This window comes from Haloferax mediterranei ATCC 33500, from assembly GCF_000306765.2.
In the GTDB taxonomy this organism is placed as follows: domain Archaea; phylum Halobacteriota; class Halobacteria; order Halobacteriales; family Haloferacaceae; genus Haloferax; species Haloferax mediterranei.
The window spans coordinates 47,675-65,349 of record NC_017941.2; the positions used below are offsets into that span (position 1 = coordinate 47,675).

The window sequence follows — 17,675 nt, forward strand, 5'->3', positions numbered from 1 at the left end:
GTGCGATAGATGGTCAGTCGGGGGACGGAGTGTGTTCAGAGACGGTGCTCAGGGTGAGCCAATCGGGTGGTAGCCGGTGAAGTCGAGGCCGGCTGTCTCCTCTAAGCCGAGTGCGATGTTGGCGGCGTGGACCGCCTGCCCGGCGGAGCCTTTCATCATATTGTCGATGGCCGAGAAGACGACGAGTCGGCGGTTCGTCGGGTCGATCTCGAAGCCGACCTCACCGAAGTTGGTGCCTGCAACGGACTTCGGCTCGGGGTAGCGATAGACGCCGCCACCGCCGGCGACGGTGCGCATGAAGGGTTCGTCGCCGTAGGAGCCGCGGAACGCTTTCCACATGTCGCCCTTCGAGACGGGTCCGTCGGGGAAGACGTGACAGGTCGCCGCCGCGCCGCGGACCATATCGACCGCGTGGACGGTAAAGGAGACCGAGAGACCGAGATATTCCTCGATTTCCGCCTCGTGACGGTGTCCGGTTGGTGCATAGGGCCGGACGATACCGGAGCGCTCGGCGTGCGACGATGCCTTACTTGCGCCCGCGCCGCCTTCCGAGGAGCCGACTTTCACGTCGACGACGACCTGCTCGTCGCCGGAGAGGATGTCGGCATCGAAGAGGGGCTTCAGGCCGAGAATCGTCGCCGTCGCGTTGCAGCCACCCGCCGCGATGAGGTCCGCTCCGGGGAGGTTTTCGCGGTTCAGTTCGGGCAGTGCGTACTCGGATTTCTCCAGATACTCGGGACAGATGTGGCCGTCGTACCACTCGTCGTACTGTGTCTCCTCGGAGAGACGGAAGTCAGCAGAGAGGTCGACGACGGTGTCCGCAGCGTCCTGAAACGCGTCGATGTGCTCCATCGAGACGCCGTGGGGCGTCGCCGTAAAGAGCACGTCCACGGATTCGAGGTCCGCAGGCGAGGTAAAGCGGAGGTCGAGGTGACGAAGGTTCGGATGGACGTGGCCGACGGTCTTGCGCTCGTAGGAGCGACTGGTCGCCTGTGCCACCTCGAAGTTCGGGTGGCCGTCGAGCAGGCGAAGCAGTTCGCCGCCGGTAAAGCCGGAACCACCGACGACACCCGCGGTCAGTTGTTCGCTCACGCTGAGACCCCCGCGAGCGTCTTTTCGCCTTCGACCGTGGCTTCCAGCCAATCGACGACTGCTGCGGGAACGTCCACGTCGACGGCGTCGTTGAGCGCCTTGAATTCGACGGTGTGGTTGACTTCGTGAACCGTATAGTCAGAGCCGGTCTCCATGAGGTCGACGCCGAGCAGGCCGCCGCCGACCGCGTCGGACGCCTGTTTCACAAGTTCCTTCGCGCGGGCGTCGAGTTCGAACGCCTCGGCGTCGGCACCTTTCGCGGCGTTCGTGAGCCAGTGGTCCGACGAGCGGGTCATCGCGGCGATGGGTTCACCGTCGACGGCGAGGACGCGGATGTCGCGGCCGGGCTTCTCGACGAACTCCTGAATGTAGAACACCTTGTGCTCGTAGTTGCCGAGCGTGGCTTTGTGTTCCAAAATCGCCTCGGCGGCTGCCTCGGAGTCGATTTTCGCCATCAGGCGCCCCCACGACCCGACGACGGGCTTGAGCACGCAGGGGTAGCCGAACTCCTCGACGATGTCCATCGCCGATTCGACCGTGAAGGCGACCTTCGTGTTCGGCGTGGGCACGCCCGCGTCGGCGAGCGCGAGACTGTTTTTCGCCTTGTCGGCGCAGATGTCCGCGGTCTCGTGGGAGTTGACGACGGGAATGCCGTACGACTGCAGGAAGCGCGTGATGTAGAGACTCCTGCTCGTCGCCAGACAGCGGTCGACCACCACGTCGAGTCCGTCGAACGATTCCGGCGGCTCGGTGAGGTCGAACTGCTCTTTCCGAACGTCTATCTTCGTCACTTCGTGGCCGCGCTCGCGAAGCTCGTTCAAGAGGAGCTTCTCGTCGCGGCGAATCCGGGAGTAGAGCAGTCCAATATTCACGCTTACTCTCCCCAATCCTCTTCGAGTTCAGGTGCTTCTTCGAGTGTCACGGGGTCGAGAGACACGACTTCGAGTTCCGCGCCCGTGGCGGGACTGTCGATAATTTCGCCGACTTCGACGTCGGACGGCAGGTCGATTTCTTCGCCGCTCAGCGGGTCTTCCGCAGTGATGGTGTCGCTCATTACATCCTTGGCTGGACGGTGGGTAGTATTAAATCCGTCGAAAATTACACAGCAAAAAATAGCGCAAAGAAGTGTCTAACGCGATTTAACGGCGAATTGGCCGATTTTGGTAACCGGCCGAACAACGCGTCGAGCTTGGGTGCCACGCTCACTCGACGCCGGGGACGGGACCGGTCGCGGAACCGGTCGAATCGTCCCCTGCGTCGGTCGCGGCGCCGGTCGCGGTCGTCGCGGAACCGAAACCGGTCGTCGCGGTCGTCGCGGAGCAGTCGCTCGCGGCGGTCGCGGCAGGCGGGAGACGGCAGCGGCGTGCTCGTGTTCAGACATAGTTCGAAACCTCCGCTTCGAGTTGCTCGGCGGCGGCCGCGAGCGAGTCGCGGGCGTCGGCAACGGCGGCCGCATCAGCTTCGAGTTCGTCGCGGGCCGTCGAAAGTGTCGCTTCAATGGCAGCGGGCGCAGGCCCGCCGACCGAATCGCGACTGGCGACGCTCTCCGTTGGGTCGAGCGCGGCTTCGACGGCCTCGGCTGTCACGTGTGTAAAGAGAGACTCACCTAATACGTCCGTAGCGACGGCGTCAAGTGTTGCCACATCGGGGGTTCCCGACGAGCGCGAGGCGGCCTCAGCGACGACTTCGTGGGCCGTGCGGAACGGTAATCCGGCCATCGCCAGGAGGTCTGCCACGCCGGTTGCCGTCGAGAAGCCGTCGCCCGCGGCGGCCGCGAGTTCGTCTTCGGGCCACGTCGCGGAGGCAACTGCCCCGGCGGCGACTGCGGTCGCTTCGGTCACGTCGTCGACGGCGCGGAAGGTGTGCTTGTGAGCGCGCTGTAAGTCGCGGTTGTACGCGCGCGGAAGCCCCTTGAGCGTCGTCAGGAGTCCGGTGAGTTCGCCGACCGCGTCGCCCGCGACGGCGCGGACGAGTTCCATCGTGTCGGGATTCTTCTTTTGCGGCATGATGGACGAGGTCGACGAGTAGTCGTCCGAGAGTTCGACGAGTCCCTTGTTCGAGAAGACGACGAGGTCTTCTGCGAGGCCGGAGAGCGTGACGGCGTGGGTCGTGAGCGCCGAGAGCGTCTCCGCGAGGAAGTCGCGGGTCGCCGAGGCGTCCATCGAGTTCTCCATCACGCGGTCGAAGCCGAGCAGGTCGGCCACGAGTTCGCGGTTCACGTCGAAGGGCGTGCCCGCGAAGGCCGCCGACCCGAGCGGTGACTGGTTGATGCGCTCGTACGCGCACACGAGGCGGGCGCAGTCGCGGGCGACCGCTCGCTCGTACGAGCACAGGAAGTGCGCCACCGTCGTCGGTTGGGCGGGTTGCAGGTGCGTGTAGCCGGGCATCACCGTCTCGGTGTGCTCGGCGGCCGTCTCGATGAGCGATTCGCGCAGGGCGAGTGCAGCGTCGAGCGCGTCGAGTACGTCGTCGCGCAGGCGGTAGCGGATACAGGTCGCCACCTCGTCGTTGCGCGAGCGGGCGGTGTGCATCTTGCCGCCGTCGGGACCGACGCGGTCGATGACTGCGGCCTCGATGGCTTCGTGTACGTCTTCGCCGCCGGAGAGTACGTCGTGACCGGCGGCTTCGACCTCGTCTAACGCACCGAGGATGTCCGCGGCAACGTCGGACTCGATGATGTCCTGCGCCGCGAGCATCACGACGTGCGCCCGGTCGACGGCGAGGTCGGCTTCGAAGATGCGTTCGTCGGCCGCGAGACTCGACATGAACCCGCGGGCGGGGCCGCCGCTGAAGCGGTCCCGGCGGATGACGCTCTCGGAGTCGCCGTCCTCGCCTGTCATGTTATTCTTCGCTGCCGCCGTCTGCGGCCAGTTCGGGCTTCTGCTTTTTCGTGCTCTGGTTGGCGAGACGCGCCTGGAAGCCGTGGTACTTGGCGACGCCCGTCGCGTCGGCCTGTTCGATGCCGTCGACCGTCTCCGTGTTGAAGGAGGCGGCGGACTCGGAGTAGGCAGCGTAGTCGGAGTCGCGGCCGACTGCGCGGGCCTGGCCACCTTCGAACTTGACGGTCACGGTGCCCGTGACGCGCTCTTGGGTTTTCTCGACGAACGCGGTCAGTGCGTCCATGAGCGGGGCGTCGATGAGACCTTCGTAGGCCTTCTGGGACCACTCGTCGTCCACGGTGGCCTTGAAGTCGCGTTCTTCTTTCGTGAGGACGAGTCCTTCGAGCGCCTTGTGCGCGTTGAGGAGCGTCGTCGCCGCGGGGTGTTCGTAGTTCTCGCGCACCTTCAGACCGAGCATGCGGTCTTCCATCATGTCCGTGCGGCCGACGCCGTGTGCGCCTGCCTTCTCGTTGAGGAACTCGATGAGTTCGAGTGCGTCCATCTCCTCACCGTCGATAGCGACGGGGTAGCCGTTTTCGAACGTAATTTCGACGAGTTCCGTCTCGCCGGTGGGCTGTTCGGTCCACTCGTAGATGCTTTCCGGCGGGACGTAGCTCGGGTCTTCGAGGTTGCCGCCCTCGATGGAACGGCTCCAGAGGTTGGTGTCGATGGACCAGACGCCTTCGTTGCCGCCCTGTACGGGGAGGTCCTTCTCGGCGGCGTACTCGATTTCCCACTCGCGGGTCATGCCCATCTCGCGGACGGGGGCGATGACTTCGAGGTCGGAGGCACGCCAGACCGCTTCGAAGCGGAGCTGGTCGTTCCCTTTGCCCGTACAGCCGTGGGCGATGCCGTCACAGCCCTCTTCTTCGGCGAGTTCGAGGATTGCTTCCGCGATGACCGGGCGTGCGAGCGCGGTGCCGAGCGGGTAGCCCTGATAGTCCGCGTTCGCACAGACGGAATCGAGACAGAGCTGTGCGAATTCATCCTTTGCATCGATGACGTAGTGGTCCAGTCCGAGAGCTTCGGCCGTCTCGTAGGCCTCCTCGAACTCCTCTTCTGGTTGGCCGACGTCGACGGTGACGCCGATAACTTCGTCGTATCCGTACTCCTCTTCGAGAATCGGGACGCAGACTGTTGTGTCGAGTCCGCCCGAGAACGCGAGTGCGACTTTCTTCATGTACCTGTTTGTGGCATAGACTCGTAGATAAATTCTTTGCATTGTATTTATGAAATTAAGTGGTAGAGATGCCTATGGGCAAGAAAACTAGAGATTAGCAATTTCGACGTGTCCCGAAGGATATGGTAATATTGGCCCTAAAGGGCCGGTCGTCGGGTTCGGACAGCAGCGGCTCGCAGCGGGGCAAAAGTGGCGAAAGTGCTGCGAGTCGCCATAGTTGTGAAACGGTACTACCTCATTCCTATTAAACGCTTTCGGCGACGCAACCTTCGCCGGAGTGCTCGCGCTCTCGCACGCGCTCGAAATATTGCCTGCATTACATTTTTTGGCCGTATCGAGCGATTCGCGTCCTATGAGTTGGCCTGTACCCACCCCTCTGATATTCCCGCCCCAACCGACGATTTCTCCCCCGCTCGTGGGCGCACTTCTCGCTGCCACCGTCGCGCTCGGCGTGATGGTCAAGGCGGCGCAGGTCGCTGTCGACCACCTCGTCGCTGTCGCACGCGCGTTCAAAATCTCTGACGCGATTCTCGCCTCCACGATTGTCGCTGTCGGAACGAGTCTTCCCGAAATCGGGTCGCACCTCGTCGCTTCCGCGGGTATCCTCTCTGGAACCCTCGACTATCGAATCGCGTCGGCCACCGTTATAGGTGGCAACATGGGTTCTTCGACGGTTCAGCAGACGCTCCTCGTCGGCGTGTTCGTGCTCGGGATTGGCCGAACGGCCTTCTCGTCCTCATTTCTTCGGTCGACGTACTATCCGATGATTCTCACGTTCGTCGCGACGCTCGTTCTCGCGCTCGACGGGACGATTTCTCGCCTCGATGGCGTCGCTCTGCTGGTCGGATTCGGTGCGTACGTCCTCGTGGGTCTCCGAATCGCGCCCGAAGACGGTCACTCGTACGACGGTGCGAGTACGAACCACGTCCGCGACGTTGTAGTCGCCGTCGGAGCGCTCGTACTCGTCTTTGGGAGCGCATACGTCGTCCTCGCCGTTGTTCAAGACGTTGTGGGGATACTCGGTCTCAACGGGTCCATGGTCGGCGTCGTCACCATCGGTCTCGCCTCCGCGCTTCCGGAACTTACCACCGTCGTCGAAGCGATTCGGCGGCGCTCGGTCGATATCGGTCTCGGGACGCTCATCGGGTCGAACGTCGTAAATCCGCTCGTCGGATTCGGACTCGGCGGGTTGCTTTCGACCTACGCCGTCCCGCCGTCCGTGATTCGCTGGGACCTCCCATTCAAGCTCTTCGTCGCGGTGGGCTTTCTCCTCGTAGTCCGTCGAAATGACGGAATTGCGACTCGCCGCGAGGGCACGTGGCTCGTCGGTGCCTACTTCGTGTTCGTGAGCATCCGGTTCCTCTTCTACGCGACCTGACTGGGTTCTCCCTTCACGATTCGGCAACGGTAGTCACTGCCCGCCCTTGACGACTCCATCTGACTCACCGCGAAAGACCAGTCGCTCCACGAGGTCCGACTGCTGCATCAACACCGTCCCGAGCGCGCTCATGACGAAGACGTAGCCGACGGCGAACGCCGGAATGACCTCGCGCATGACGGGTGTCGTCCCCGACGCGGCCAGCGCCGCGATGACGAGCGAGAACTCGCCGCGCGGAACCATCCCGAGGCCGACGCGGAGCGACCGGGATGCCGAGAGGTCGTAGGTGCGACCGCCGACGTATCCGGACACCACTTTTGCAGGCGTCGTTAGCACCACTGCAAGGGCCAACGGCACCGCCGCCGCGGTCAACAGCATCGGGTCCGTTCCGAGTCCAATCCAGAAGAAGAATATCGCCGCGAACACGTCCCGAACCGGGATGAGAGTGCGTTCGATACGCTCTCGGTGTCCGCTGGCCGAAAATCCCATCCCGACGAAAAACGCCGCAACGGCTTCGCTCACACCTAACGCCAGCGCCGCGCCCGCGACGGGAATGACGACGGCGAGCGCCCGGAGGACGAACGCTTCCTGATTTCCGATGTCGAGGACGCGGGTGAACAACCCTGTTCCGTACTGGACGGCGACGAACAGGAGTCCGAGGAAGCCGAATGCGATAGCCAGCGACCGGCCAATTGCGCCGAAGCCGCCTTCTCCCCCGAGGACCAGCGAGGTGACGACGGCGAGGTAGACCGCGATAGCGAGGTCTTCGAAGACGAGTGTGCCCAAGATTGGCTCGGATTCGGGGTCCGCAATCCACCCGAGGTCGATGAGCGTCTTCGTCACGATGGCGGACGACGAGATGTAGACGATGCCGCCGAGAAGCAGCGATTCGACGAACGACCACCCGAGAAGGAGACCGATTGCGATGCCGAGTGGGAGGTTCACGCCGAGGTCGACGACCCCGGCGCGCCCGATTTCCGACCCGGACGCGCGAAGTCGGTCGAGACTGAACTCCAGTCCGAGAAAGAACAATAGGAGGACGATACCGAGTTCTGCGAGAAGCGCGATGACCTCACCGTCGGCGACGTAGGGCAGTCCGAGGCGACCGGCGACGTAGGGTCCGGCGACGACACCACCGACGACGTACAGCGGGATGACCGACAACCCGAGTCGCAGCGCGGCCGCTCCGGTGAGCGCGAGGACGACGAACAGGTAGCCGAATTCGAGGAGCGCCGCCGCCATCAGGCCCCGGTGACGAGTTCGACGAAATTTCGGCAGGCCTCACGCGGTCCGATGACGACGAGTGTGTCCCCGGCTTCGACCATCGCGTCGCCGCCGGGCGAGGCGATAACCTCGTCGTCGCGCTCGATGGCGATGACCGACGCGCCGGTTGCTTGCCGGAGATTCGACTCGCCGAGCGTCTTTCCGACTACGTCTGCGTCGGCACCGACTTCGACCCACTCGATGAGCGTACTGTCGCCGAGCAGCGTCTCAATCCTCGTCGGTTCGACCGGCTGAAAGTACGCACCTTCGAGGAGCGTCCCGACCTGCCGCGCGAGTTTATCGTCGAGTTCGAACAGCTTTTCAGAGTCGCTGTCGACGCTCTCGCGGCGGAACACCTCTCGTTTCCCGGTGTTGTGCGTCACGATGATGAGGCGCGCTCCGTCACCGAGTTCCACTTCGTGTTTCTTCCCGACGCCCGGAAGGTCGCTCTCGTAGACGGTCACGACAGTCACATTCGTCGGCGAGAGAAATAAAATCGTGTTACGGTGTCACAAAATCTGGTCGTGCCGGTGCGGTCCTATTCGTTCGATTCGTCCCGGGATTCAGGCAATAAGCCAGAGTATCGACGCGATAGCGACGCAGGCGACCGGCGGAATCGAGACGTTGTCGTCGATAACGTAGCCCGCGACGACCGGTTTCGCCCCGTCTGCCAGCGTCGCCCCGGCGGCACCCGCGGCGGCCGCCACACCTCCGGCGATAAATCCGAAGGCCGGAATTACGAACGGCGCGGCGAGAGCGAGACAGACGATGAACATCACCGCGAGTGTCCGGACTGACTTCCACTCGCCGACCGGCGCGGAACCGAGAAGCCCGCTAATCGGGTCGCCGATGGTGAGCATGAGCATCCCGGGAACTGCAATGTGTGGGCTGAAAACCAGCGCGACGGCGGTCTGACTGTAGACGTATAGCGCGTAGCCCGCGATGTTGTCCTGTTCGTATTCGCGAGTGAGTTCGTCGTAGATACGCCAATCGAGACCACCGAACAGTCGAAGGACTTCGAGAACGCTGACGACGACCGACAGGAAGACGAACAGGTACCCGAGCGTCTGCCAATTGACAATATCGAGAATGTACAAAAGGGGCATCCCCGACCCACTCGCGTGGACCAGTCGCCGCTTCACTTCGGCGGTACTCGGGCGTCCCACGGCTCTGTTAGGCCTCGACGATTTCGTTCTCGTCGAGCACGTCGTCGAACGAGGTGGTTCCCGCGCGCAGGCCGACGAGGGTCTGGACGAGGTCGTCGACCGGCAGCCGAACCTGCTGACCGCTGTCGCGCTCGCGGATGGTCACGGTGTCTTCGCCGTCGCCTTCCATCCCATCGCGGTCGATGGTGATACAGAAGGGCGTCCCGACTTCGTCCTGTCGGCGGTAGCGCCGACCGATGCTGCCGGAGTCGTCGTAGACGACCGCAAATCCGGCCGCGCGAAGCTCTTCGGCCACGTCGTCGGCGAGGTCCACGAGTTCCTCGACGTTGCTGACGAGGGGGAAGACGCCGACGTTCGTCGGCGCAACCGAGGGCGAAAGCGACAGGAACGTCCGTGCTTCGCCGTCGACCTCGTCGGTCTCGTACGCGTGCGCGAGAAGCGTGTAGACCGTGCGGTCGACACCGAACGACGGTTCGACGACGTGCGGCGTGATGTGTTCGCCCGCTTCGGTCTGCGTCTCGACCGAGAAGTTCGCTACGTCGGTGTCGACGGTGACCTCCTCGCCGTCGATATCGAGTGTGACTTCGTCCGCGTCGAAAGCGTCCGGGTCGCGCTCGGCGAGTGCTTCGAGCGCGTCGGCCACGTCCGCGGCCTGCGCGCCGAACTCGGGACCGAGCGTCGCCATGTCGGGGTCGACGACGGCGCGTTCGACCGTCTTGGGTTCGTCGTACTGCTGGAAGACGGTGAAGTCGTCGTCGCCGTACTCGCCGTGCTTCGAGAGGTCGTAGTCGCTGCGATACGAGAAGCCGGCAATCTCGATCCAGTCGCCGTCGACTTCGCTTTCTGCGTCCCAGCAGTCCGCAGAGTAGTGGGCGCGTTCGCCCGCGAGGTGCTGGCGGAAGCGGAAGCGGTCCATGTCGACGCCGACATCCTCGTACCACTCTTGGGCGATGCCGAGGAAGTAGCCAATCCACGCGTTGGCGATGATGCCCTCGTCGACCGCCTCGCCGATGGTCGTCTCGATGTACTCGCCGTCTTCTTTCTCCTGTTCGGTCGCGGGGTAGAGAAGCACCTCCACGTCTTCGACCGCTGAGAGGTCGGCTTCGTCGCGCTCGGGGTCGATGAAGTGTTCGAGTTCGGCCTGCGTGAACTCGCGTGTGCGGACGATGTTCTTCCGCGGGCTAATCTCGTTGCGGTAGGCGCGACCGATTTGCGTCACGCCGAACGGGAGTCGGTTGCGCGCGTACTCCTTGATGCGCGGGAACTCGACGAAGATGCCCTGTGCCGTCTCGGGACGGAGGTAACCGGGCGTCTTCGAACCGGGACCGATGTTCGTCTCGAACATCAGGTTGAAACTCTCGACCGACTGGCCGGCGAGGTCTGCGCCACAGTTCGGACAGACGAGACCGAGGTCGGCAATCTCTTCGGCGGCTTCCTCCAGCGAGAGCGTCTCCGCGTCTTCGAGGTCGGAGTTGTCCTCGATGAGGTGGTCCGCGCGGTGGGATTCGCCGCACTCGGCACACTCGACGAGCATGTCGTCGAAGCCGTCGAGGTGACCGGACGCCTCGAAGACGGGTTCGGGCATGATTGTCGGGGCCTCGATTTCGAGGTTGCCCTCCTGTACGGCAAAGCGCTCGCGCCACGCCTCTTCGACGTTGGACTTCAGGGCCGCGCCTTGCGGGCCGTAGGTGTAAAACCCGCCGACGCCACCGTAGGCTTCCGAAGAACCGAAGAAGAAGCCGCGACGCTTCGCCAGTTCGGCGAGTGCGGCGGATTCGGTACCTTCACTCATATAGCGCCTCCAGCAGGTTGATGTCGCGGACGATACCGATGAGTTCGTCGCCGCTGACGAGCGGAATCTGTTCGATATCCTCTCGAATCATCATCTGTGCGGCGTCCTTAGCGGCGGCGCGCGTCGAGACGGTTTCGAGGTTCTCGGTCATGAACTTCGAAACCGGTTCCGCCGGAATCTCGACGTTGCGGGTTGGAATGTAGCGGTTGCCGACCGCCTTGATGCCTTCCCACATCCACTTGTCGTCCTGGTTGGCGACGGAGTCACCGGTGCCTGCTTCGCCTTCGACGACGCGAGCGACTTCGATGATGTCGACTTCGGTCACGATACCCGCTAGCGAGGCCTCGTCGTCGAGGACGACGGCATAGGGGACGTTCGCGTAGTAGATCTCGCGCTCGACGACCGGGAGGGGAACCTCCACGTACGTCGTGTTCACGTCGCGTGCGGCGAGGTCGCCGACCGGCGTCTCGCCGTCGATATCGCCACGAGCGATGGTGCGGATGACGTCGGTGACGGTGATGATACCCTCGATGGTATCACCGTCGACGACGGGGATTCGGCGCGCATTTTCGGTGACCATCGTCGCGGCGGCCGCTTCGAGGTCGTCGTCGGCGCTCGCGGTCGGTACTTCGCGGACGAGCACCGCGAGTTGGTCTTCGTCCGGGTCCTTGATGAGGTCCTCTCGGGAGATGAGACCGCGGTAGTTCGTGCCTTCGTCGGTCTCTTTCACCACTGGCACAGAGGAGAACCCACGCTCTTGGAGGTACTCCAGAACGTCGTCGCGGGTGCCCGGAAGGGACACCGTCACGACCTCCTCACCGGGAGTCATCGCGTCGGCTACTTTCATACCCCCGCTTTCATCCCCCCGCCTAATGTACTCTGCGAAGGCTCGCGCCTGATTCACACAGTGGGTCTCAAACTGCCAAACCTTCTGAAAAAATGAAAATAGAACAAAAACCCGGCGTGAGAAACAGTTGCTGTCAGTCGGAGTTCATCGCCTCGGAGTCAACGTCTGCCCAATTTTCGACGGCAGTAACGCTCGGGAAGAATTTCTCGTAGTCGTCGTGACGGAACGAGCCGAGATGGGTGCCATCGAGTTTCTGGATGTGCGTGTACATCGTCTCTGTTTCAGTCGCAGCACGCACGCAACCGAGTGAGTTCCTGAGTTCGAATACCCCCGCGATGAGAATCGCCGTCTTCGACTCGGGGTCGCGGAACTCCGTGACGATAAACACTTTGCCGCTCTGCTCGGCACGATACACCTCGTACTCGGGGAAATCATTCGATTCGACCGCTTCCGCGAACGGTTCGGCCTTGTTCCCGGGTATAACGTATACTAGTCCGAAGCGGTCATCATCGTCGCTTTGGCCCGTCGGTGCAGTGCTCCCTGCCTGAATCGTAACCGTCGACCACCCGTCGTCTTCCAACTCCGCAGCGAGCGCTCGCATATCTTCGAGCGTCGCCGCCCAGGCTTCTTTTTCCGCTCCCGCGTTCGCGGCGAGTCGCTCACCGCGGTTGACTCCCTCTCCAGTCTCTGGCATACACCTACGTCACCGCTCGTCGTGGTAAAAGTTGTCGAAGACTGTGAATTTACGGTCTCCGGCGTCTCAAGAGCCCATCCCGATACCGATACCGAAGATGACCTCCATGGCCAGCGAGGTGGCTAAGACGCTGAGGCTTGCGACAAACAGCTTTGCCGAAACCGACAGTCGCTCCGAGGCCGGGAGGTAGTATTTCGATGGAAGCGCTCCCGCAACGGCGGCCTGTATGCCGACCGGCTCACGTGACGGTTTCTCTTTGTCCTTCCAGAGCGGCGTTGGACGGAGTTTGAGCGCCGAATAGGCGAGCATCACGAACCCGACGAGGAACATGAACCACTTCGCGCCGAGAAGTGGACGAATCCTCACGAGCAACGCGAGCAACGCTCCAAGGCCGAACACGACGGCGGTAATCACCAGTGCGTACGCCCCCGCATCGATGAACTTGATTCCGAGCCGCCTCGTGTCGACCATCAGTCGTCTGCGAACAGACCGCTGTGTGTCTCCGTGTAGGCTTCGACTGGCTCTTCGTAGTCGTTAGCGTGCCGGTGACAGAGGCTCGTCCGTCCAGTATTGCCCACGGTGTACTGCTCGGGTTGTTCGGTGTCGCATACGCTTCCGAACTCCTCGCGAAGGTACTCCTCAGCCCGCTCGGGCTTGTCCTGGTCGACGTACTCGATGGCCTCGTGGATGTGTGACGATATCTCCTGTGGCACGTCGATATCTCCGAACAGCTCCGATTCGACCTCGTAGATGTCTGTCAGGCGGGTCTCCCTGCCGAGGAGGTTGCTGATGCGTTCTGTTAGGCTCAGTTCGACACGGCCGCGTTCGCGGATAACCTCACGCAGGATGCTAATCCGCTCCCAGAGGTCGTCGTCGACATCGCTGTACTTGCCCGGCCGAATCTTCACCGGACACCGCGTCGAGAACGGGCACCCAACCGGCGGGTCGCGCGGACTTGGCGGCGTCCCGCGCAGCGTGATTCGGTTCCGGTCACTCGTCGGGTCCGGTTCCGGAATCGCAGACAGTAAGGCGTGTGTGTATGGGTTCGCCGGGTCGTCAAACAGCGCCTCCGTGGGACCGATTTCCATGATGTTACCGAGGTACATCACGGCGACACGGTCGCAGATGTGGTGAACCACAGAGAGGTCGTGCGCGATGAAGAGATAGGTCAACCCGAACTCCTCTTGCAGGTCGTCGAGCAGGTTCAGGACCTTGGCCTGAACGGACACGTCGAGCGCCGAAACGGGCTCGTCGAGGACGATGAATTCGGGTTCAAGGGCTAGTGCACGGGCGATGCCGATTCGCTGGCGCTGCCCGCCCGAGAACTGGTGAGGGTAGCGGTAGTAGTGCTCTTCTTGCAGCCCGACGGTCGAAAGTAACTCTCGAACCTTCTGTGTGCGCTCTTTCTGTGTTCCAATCTCGTGGACATCGAGCGGCTCGCGGATGATTTCACCGACGGTCATCCGGTCGTTGAGGCTCGACTCGGGGTCTTGAAACACCATCTGGGTGTTCTTTCGCCACTTCTTGAGTTCGTCTCCTGAGAGCGTCGTAATGTCGCGTCCGCGGCGGAGCACCTCTCCGCCGGTTGCCTGTTCGAGGCGAACGAGCGTCCGACCGAGCGTCGACTTACCACACCCTGACTCGCCGACGAGCCCGAGCGTTTCACCCTTCTTGATGTTGAAGTTCACACCGTCGACTGCCTTGACGGGTGTCCCACCGAGCAGACTCCCATCTTCGTAGTACGTCTTGAGGTTCCGCACCTCGATAAGCGTCTCACCCGATGAGACCTCTTCGGTGGCGCTCATCATCTGACCGTTCGCGTTTGTGTGTGTGCTCATTTGGAATCACCTCTCTCAGCTCGGTGAGTTTCAATTGCTTCTGCCGTGCTCATGTCCTCGGGGTACAGGAGACATGCTGCGGTGTGGTCGTCTGCATGCTCAGTGACAGGGACAGACTCCGGGTGGACGGTGTCACACTCCTCGAAGGCCTTCGGACAGCGCGGGGCGAACCGACAGTACGTCGGCTCTTCGTTCGGTGTTGGAACATCTCCCTCGATTGTACTCAGGCGCTCGCCGGCTGCAGTTCGCCCGGGAATCGACTTGAGGAGGCCCTGCGTGTAGGGATGACGAGGGTTTTCGAACAACGCTTCGACTGATGCGCTCTCGACGACTTCTCCTGCGTACATCACGTTGACGCGGTCTGCGACCTCGGCGATAACACCCATGTCGTGCGTGATGAACATGATTCCCAGATCACGCTCTTCTTTAAGCGTGTCGAGCAGTTCGAGAATCTGGGCCTGAATCGTCACGTCGAGTGCCGTCGTCGGCTCGTCACAGATGAGCACTTCGGGGTCGCACGCGAGTGCCATCGCGATGACTGCACGCTGGCGCATCCCGCCAGAGAACTCGTGTGGGTACTCTCGAAGTCGGCGTCGTGCGTCGGGAATCCCGACAGCTTCCAGCAGTTCGACGGCCTCGCTGGTCGCTTTCTGCCCACTCAAATTCTGGTGAAGTCGGAGTGCTTCTTTGATCTGGTTCCCGACCGTGTACACTGGGTTCAGTGACGTCAGTGGGTCCTGGAACACCATCGCGATGCCGTTCCCACGAATCTTCCGCCACTCTTTTTCTGTTTTCTGCGCTAGGTCGTCTCCCTCGAATTCGATTCGGCCGCCTTCGATGCGGCCGGGGGAGTCGACGAGGCCCATAATCGACCGGGCGGTCACACTCTTTCCGGACCCCGACTCGCCGACGATACCGACCGTCTCGCCGCGGTAGATGTCGAAGCTCAACCCGTCGACAGCGCGGATGACCTCCTTATCCGTGTAGAAGGAGGTCCGCAGGTTCTGCACGGAGAGGATGGGCTTGGCACCTTTGGAACGGCCGCTCATACGCCCGACCCCCCTGCTGCAGCAGCTTCAGTACTTTCTCCGCCCTCACTCTGTGGGTCGATTGCGTCACGGACACCGTCACCGAGCGCGTTGAAACCAGTCACGACGAGCGTGATGATGAGACCGGGAAGGAGCGAGATGTGCCACGAGACACTCGCAACGTATGGTTGTCCGTCTGTAATTAGCCGCCCCCACTCGGGTGTTGGCGGTGCGATGCCGAGGCCAATGAACGACAACCCGGCGATGGCGATTATGATGCCACCGAGGGTCATCGACGAGTAGACGAGAAGGTATCCGATGACGTACGGTGCCATATGTTTCTTCATGATGACGAGCGGTGCCTGACCGAAGCTCTCCGCAGCGTCGATCCACTCTTGGCCCGACACTTGGAGGGCGGGACCACGGACTGCACGCCACAGACTCGGCCAGTAGAGGACGAAGAAGATGCCGACCATTAACGCGGCCCCATCGTACAGGTCCCCAAGCCACGTTCCGCTAAAGACCACGAAGACGATGATGAGCAACATGAACATGGGGATTGCCTGTACAGAGTCACTTGCGAGGACGGCGGCGAGGTCTGCGATACCCTTGTAGTAGGCCGTGACGAGTGCGAGGAGTAACGCCATACCCGCAGCAAGCATGATTGAGAGGAGCGCGATGGAGAGCGATACCCTCGCACCCGAAGCGACGAAGGTAAACAAGTCCTTGCCGTCTGTCGTTGTTCCGAATGGATGGAACCTGCCGAAGTCATCGTATTGCATCGGGCCGACGTTCCGGTCTGGCGACCCCTTCGAAGAGGACTGGATGTTCGCGTCACCGACGGCCATCGATTCGATAGAACTCACCTCTTCATCCCAGTAGGTAATCTCGTTCGAGTACGGATTTCGAATGTTCTTATCGACCGTGGTCGGACCGATTGCTGGCGCGAACACTGCCATCACGAGGAATATCGCAACGACGACGAAGCCGAACTTCCCCCAACTGTGGCGGCGGAAGCGATTCACGATGTCGTCACCGGGCGTCCAGTCGGCTTCGCGGTAGTGTTCTCGGTATCGGAAGTACCCGTTGATGAGCCAGCCGATGAACACTGCCGAGTACGCATACACGAGCGCCACCCGGATGAACCACGCAATTCCGGGTTCGAGACCGAGGAAGTTGCCTTCCCAGGTCGTCCCGTTGTAGTGCCCTGAATTACCGATGACATCACGCGAGAGGAGCGTCGGAATCTGGTCGCCGAACGCCTTGATGCTCGCCGCGACCTCGGCTTGCCCGAGTACTCCGAGCACTGCACTGAGCAAGCCACCAACGGCTTGGACGAGTGCACCCACTTCGGGGAGGATAAGGACCACACCGATAGCGGCCCACACGAGCGCGGGGCGGGGGTTGGCTGCGATGCGATCCGTGAGTTTGCTGTCTTGGTTTTGGTTCTCAATCATATCGTGTCAGTTCTGATCAATTCCGACGCGGGGGTCCACGACGGTGTAGAGGATGTCTTGGAGGATGTTCACGGACACGAGCAAGACGATAGAGATGTACATCAACGCACCCACGAGCGGGAGGTCACCCTGCACGGATGCCTGAAAGAACAGGTACCCCATCCCGTTGATAGCGAATACCAGTTCGACGAGGACGGACCCGCTGATGAGGATGAACGCCTCGCTCGTGATGATTGGAATGAGCGGGATGAGCGCGTTCCGGAACACGTGCTTCCAGACGATACTTCGCTCGGAGAGACCTTTCGCACGCGCCGTCTCGACGTAGTTGGAGTTGATAGTCTCCAGTACCGCTGTGCGCCCGATACGCATCTCGTTCCCCATGGACGACGAGCCAAGAACGAGGGCTGCGGGGGCAACTTGTTTGGTTGCCTTTAGGAACTCGGTAAATGCCTCGCCGGGGTTCGTGAGCGATTCGAGCGGATGCGCCAAGAACGCGAGCGAGGGCGGTGTCACGATGTTCGTTTCAACGAGTAGCGACGACCACTCGAATCCGAGCACCTTGTTCGACTGCGCAAGGATACTGACGAAGATGACGGCGAGCCAGAAGTTCGGCATTGCGCGCCAGACGATACCCCCGAACGAAGCGAGGTAGTCTCCGATGGTGTTCGGACGGAGTCCCGCGTAGAACCCAAGCGGGATACCGACGAACAGCGCGATGAGCACCGACCAGAAGCCGAGCCACATCGTCCGCGGGAGGTAAATCAGCACGAGTTCGAACGCCGGCGTACCCGGGCTGATAACCCACGAGTTGGGCATATTAAGCGTCACCAAATTCACCAGGTAGTCGAAGTACTGCTGCCACAGCGGGTCGTTCAAGCCAAGTTGCTGCCGAATCCGTTCCGCTTCGGCACCCGTTGCACCTTGGGGACCAAGGATAGCCGCGGCCGGGTCTATCGGCCCGAGCCGGATAATGAAGAAGGTAACTGTGACACCAAAGAGGACTACTGGAAGCGCTAGTAGAATCCGTTTGAGTAGATACTCCCAGCGGCTCATTTTCCACC

General features: G+C 62.0%; 17 protein-coding genes. 1 reads left to right on the top strand and 16 read right to left on the bottom strand.

Annotated elements, in window-relative coordinates; genetic code table 11:
* Window positions 1-48 precede the first annotated feature (48 nt).
* The 5 genes from argC to HFX_RS00240 form a co-directional block, all read right to left on the bottom strand.
* Window positions 49-1,092 carry an N-acetyl-gamma-glutamyl-phosphate reductase gene (argC, locus tag HFX_RS00220; RefSeq protein WP_004058744.1) on the bottom strand — a complete coding sequence of 348 codons (1,044 nt, stop codon included), beginning with the start codon at window positions 1,090-1,092 and terminating at the stop codon, window positions 49-51.
* Window positions 1,089-1,964 carry a lysine biosynthesis protein LysX gene (gene lysX / locus HFX_RS00225; protein ID WP_004058742.1) on the bottom strand — a complete coding sequence of 292 codons (876 nt, stop codon included), beginning with the start codon at window positions 1,962-1,964 and terminating at the stop codon, window positions 1,089-1,091. The genes argC and lysX overlap by 4 nt, the downstream gene beginning before the upstream one ends.
* A 2-nt stretch (window positions 1,965-1,966) precedes the next feature.
* Complete coding sequence (gene lysW / locus HFX_RS00230) at window positions 1,967-2,146, bottom strand: lysine biosynthesis protein LysW (RefSeq protein WP_004058739.1); 180 nt, start codon at window positions 2,144-2,146, stop codon at window positions 1,967-1,969.
* A gap of 319 nt (window positions 2,147-2,465) precedes the next feature.
* Window positions 2,466-3,932 carry an argininosuccinate lyase gene (gene argH / locus HFX_RS00235; protein WP_004058737.1) on the bottom strand — a complete coding sequence of 489 codons (1,467 nt, stop codon included), beginning with the start codon at window positions 3,930-3,932 and terminating at the stop codon, window positions 2,466-2,468.
* A 1-nt stretch (window position 3,933) separates the two neighbouring features.
* Window positions 3,934-5,151, bottom strand: coding sequence for an argininosuccinate synthase (locus HFX_RS00240; RefSeq protein ID WP_004058735.1), 1,218 nt, complete (start codon window positions 5,149-5,151; stop codon window positions 3,934-3,936).
* Between the two features lie 415 nt (window positions 5,152-5,566).
* Between HFX_RS00240 and HFX_RS00245 the strand changes: the two genes are divergently transcribed.
* Window positions 5,567-6,529, top strand: a complete 963-nt coding sequence (locus HFX_RS00245) for a sodium:calcium antiporter (protein WP_004058732.1) — start codon at window positions 5,567-5,569, stop codon at window positions 6,527-6,529.
* A 33-nt stretch (window positions 6,530-6,562) separates the two neighbouring features.
* On the opposite strand, the gene HFX_RS00250 is transcribed toward HFX_RS00245, so the two are convergent.
* The 11 genes from HFX_RS00250 to HFX_RS00300 all read right to left on the bottom strand — a co-directional run bounded on the left by HFX_RS00250 (window position 6,563) and on the right by HFX_RS00300 (window position 17,667).
* Window positions 6,563-7,771, bottom strand: a complete 1,209-nt coding sequence (locus HFX_RS00250) for a cation:proton antiporter (protein WP_004058731.1) — start codon at window positions 7,769-7,771, stop codon at window positions 6,563-6,565.
* Window positions 7,771-8,256, bottom strand: coding sequence for a cation:proton antiporter regulatory subunit (locus HFX_RS00255; protein ID WP_049917467.1), 486 nt, complete (start codon window positions 8,254-8,256; stop codon window positions 7,771-7,773). Before HFX_RS00255 ends, HFX_RS00250 begins: the two co-directional genes overlap by 1 nt.
* Window positions 8,257-8,355: 99 nt before the next feature.
* Window positions 8,356-8,958, bottom strand: coding sequence for a diacylglycerol/polyprenol kinase family protein (locus HFX_RS00260; protein ID WP_014732031.1), 603 nt, complete (start codon window positions 8,956-8,958; stop codon window positions 8,356-8,358).
* 7 nt (window positions 8,959-8,965) lie between these two features.
* Window positions 8,966-10,750: a glycine--tRNA ligase gene (gene glyS / locus HFX_RS00265; protein WP_004058725.1), complete on the bottom strand. Its 1,785-nt coding sequence runs from the start codon at window positions 10,748-10,750 to the stop codon at window positions 8,966-8,968.
* The gene (locus HFX_RS00270; RefSeq protein ID WP_004058723.1) at window positions 10,743-11,597 is read right to left on the bottom strand and encodes a CBS domain-containing protein; all 855 of its coding nucleotides are present in this window, start codon (window positions 11,595-11,597) and stop codon (window positions 10,743-10,745) included. The genes glyS and HFX_RS00270 overlap by 8 nt, the downstream gene beginning before the upstream one ends.
* Before the next feature lie 133 nt (window positions 11,598-11,730).
* Window positions 11,731-12,291 (bottom strand): DUF7529 family protein, encoded by a 561-nt coding sequence (locus HFX_RS00275; RefSeq protein ID WP_004058721.1) that lies wholly within the window; start codon window positions 12,289-12,291, stop codon window positions 11,731-11,733.
* 66 nt (window positions 12,292-12,357) lie between these two features.
* On the bottom strand, window positions 12,358-12,762 hold the full coding sequence (locus tag HFX_RS00280) for a DUF7555 family protein (RefSeq protein WP_004058719.1): 405 nt from the start codon (window positions 12,760-12,762) through the stop codon (window positions 12,358-12,360).
* A complete protein-coding gene (locus HFX_RS00285) occupies window positions 12,762-14,129 on the bottom strand; it encodes an ABC transporter ATP-binding protein (RefSeq protein ID WP_004058717.1) in 1,368 nt (455 codons plus the stop codon). The genes HFX_RS00280 and HFX_RS00285 overlap by 1 nt, the downstream gene beginning before the upstream one ends.
* The gene (locus tag HFX_RS00290) at window positions 14,126-15,178 is read right to left on the bottom strand and encodes an ABC transporter ATP-binding protein (protein ID WP_004058715.1); all 1,053 of its coding nucleotides are present in this window, start codon (window positions 15,176-15,178) and stop codon (window positions 14,126-14,128) included. The genes HFX_RS00285 and HFX_RS00290 overlap by 4 nt, the downstream gene beginning before the upstream one ends.
* Window positions 15,175-16,614: an ABC transporter permease gene (locus tag HFX_RS00295; protein ID WP_004058713.1), complete on the bottom strand. Its 1,440-nt coding sequence runs from the start codon at window positions 16,612-16,614 to the stop codon at window positions 15,175-15,177. The genes HFX_RS00290 and HFX_RS00295 overlap by 4 nt, the downstream gene beginning before the upstream one ends.
* Window positions 16,615-16,620: 6 nt before the next feature.
* Window positions 16,621-17,667: an ABC transporter permease gene (locus tag HFX_RS00300; protein ID WP_014732032.1), complete on the bottom strand. Its 1,047-nt coding sequence runs from the start codon at window positions 17,665-17,667 to the stop codon at window positions 16,621-16,623.
* Window positions 17,668-17,675: the final 8 nt, after the last annotated feature.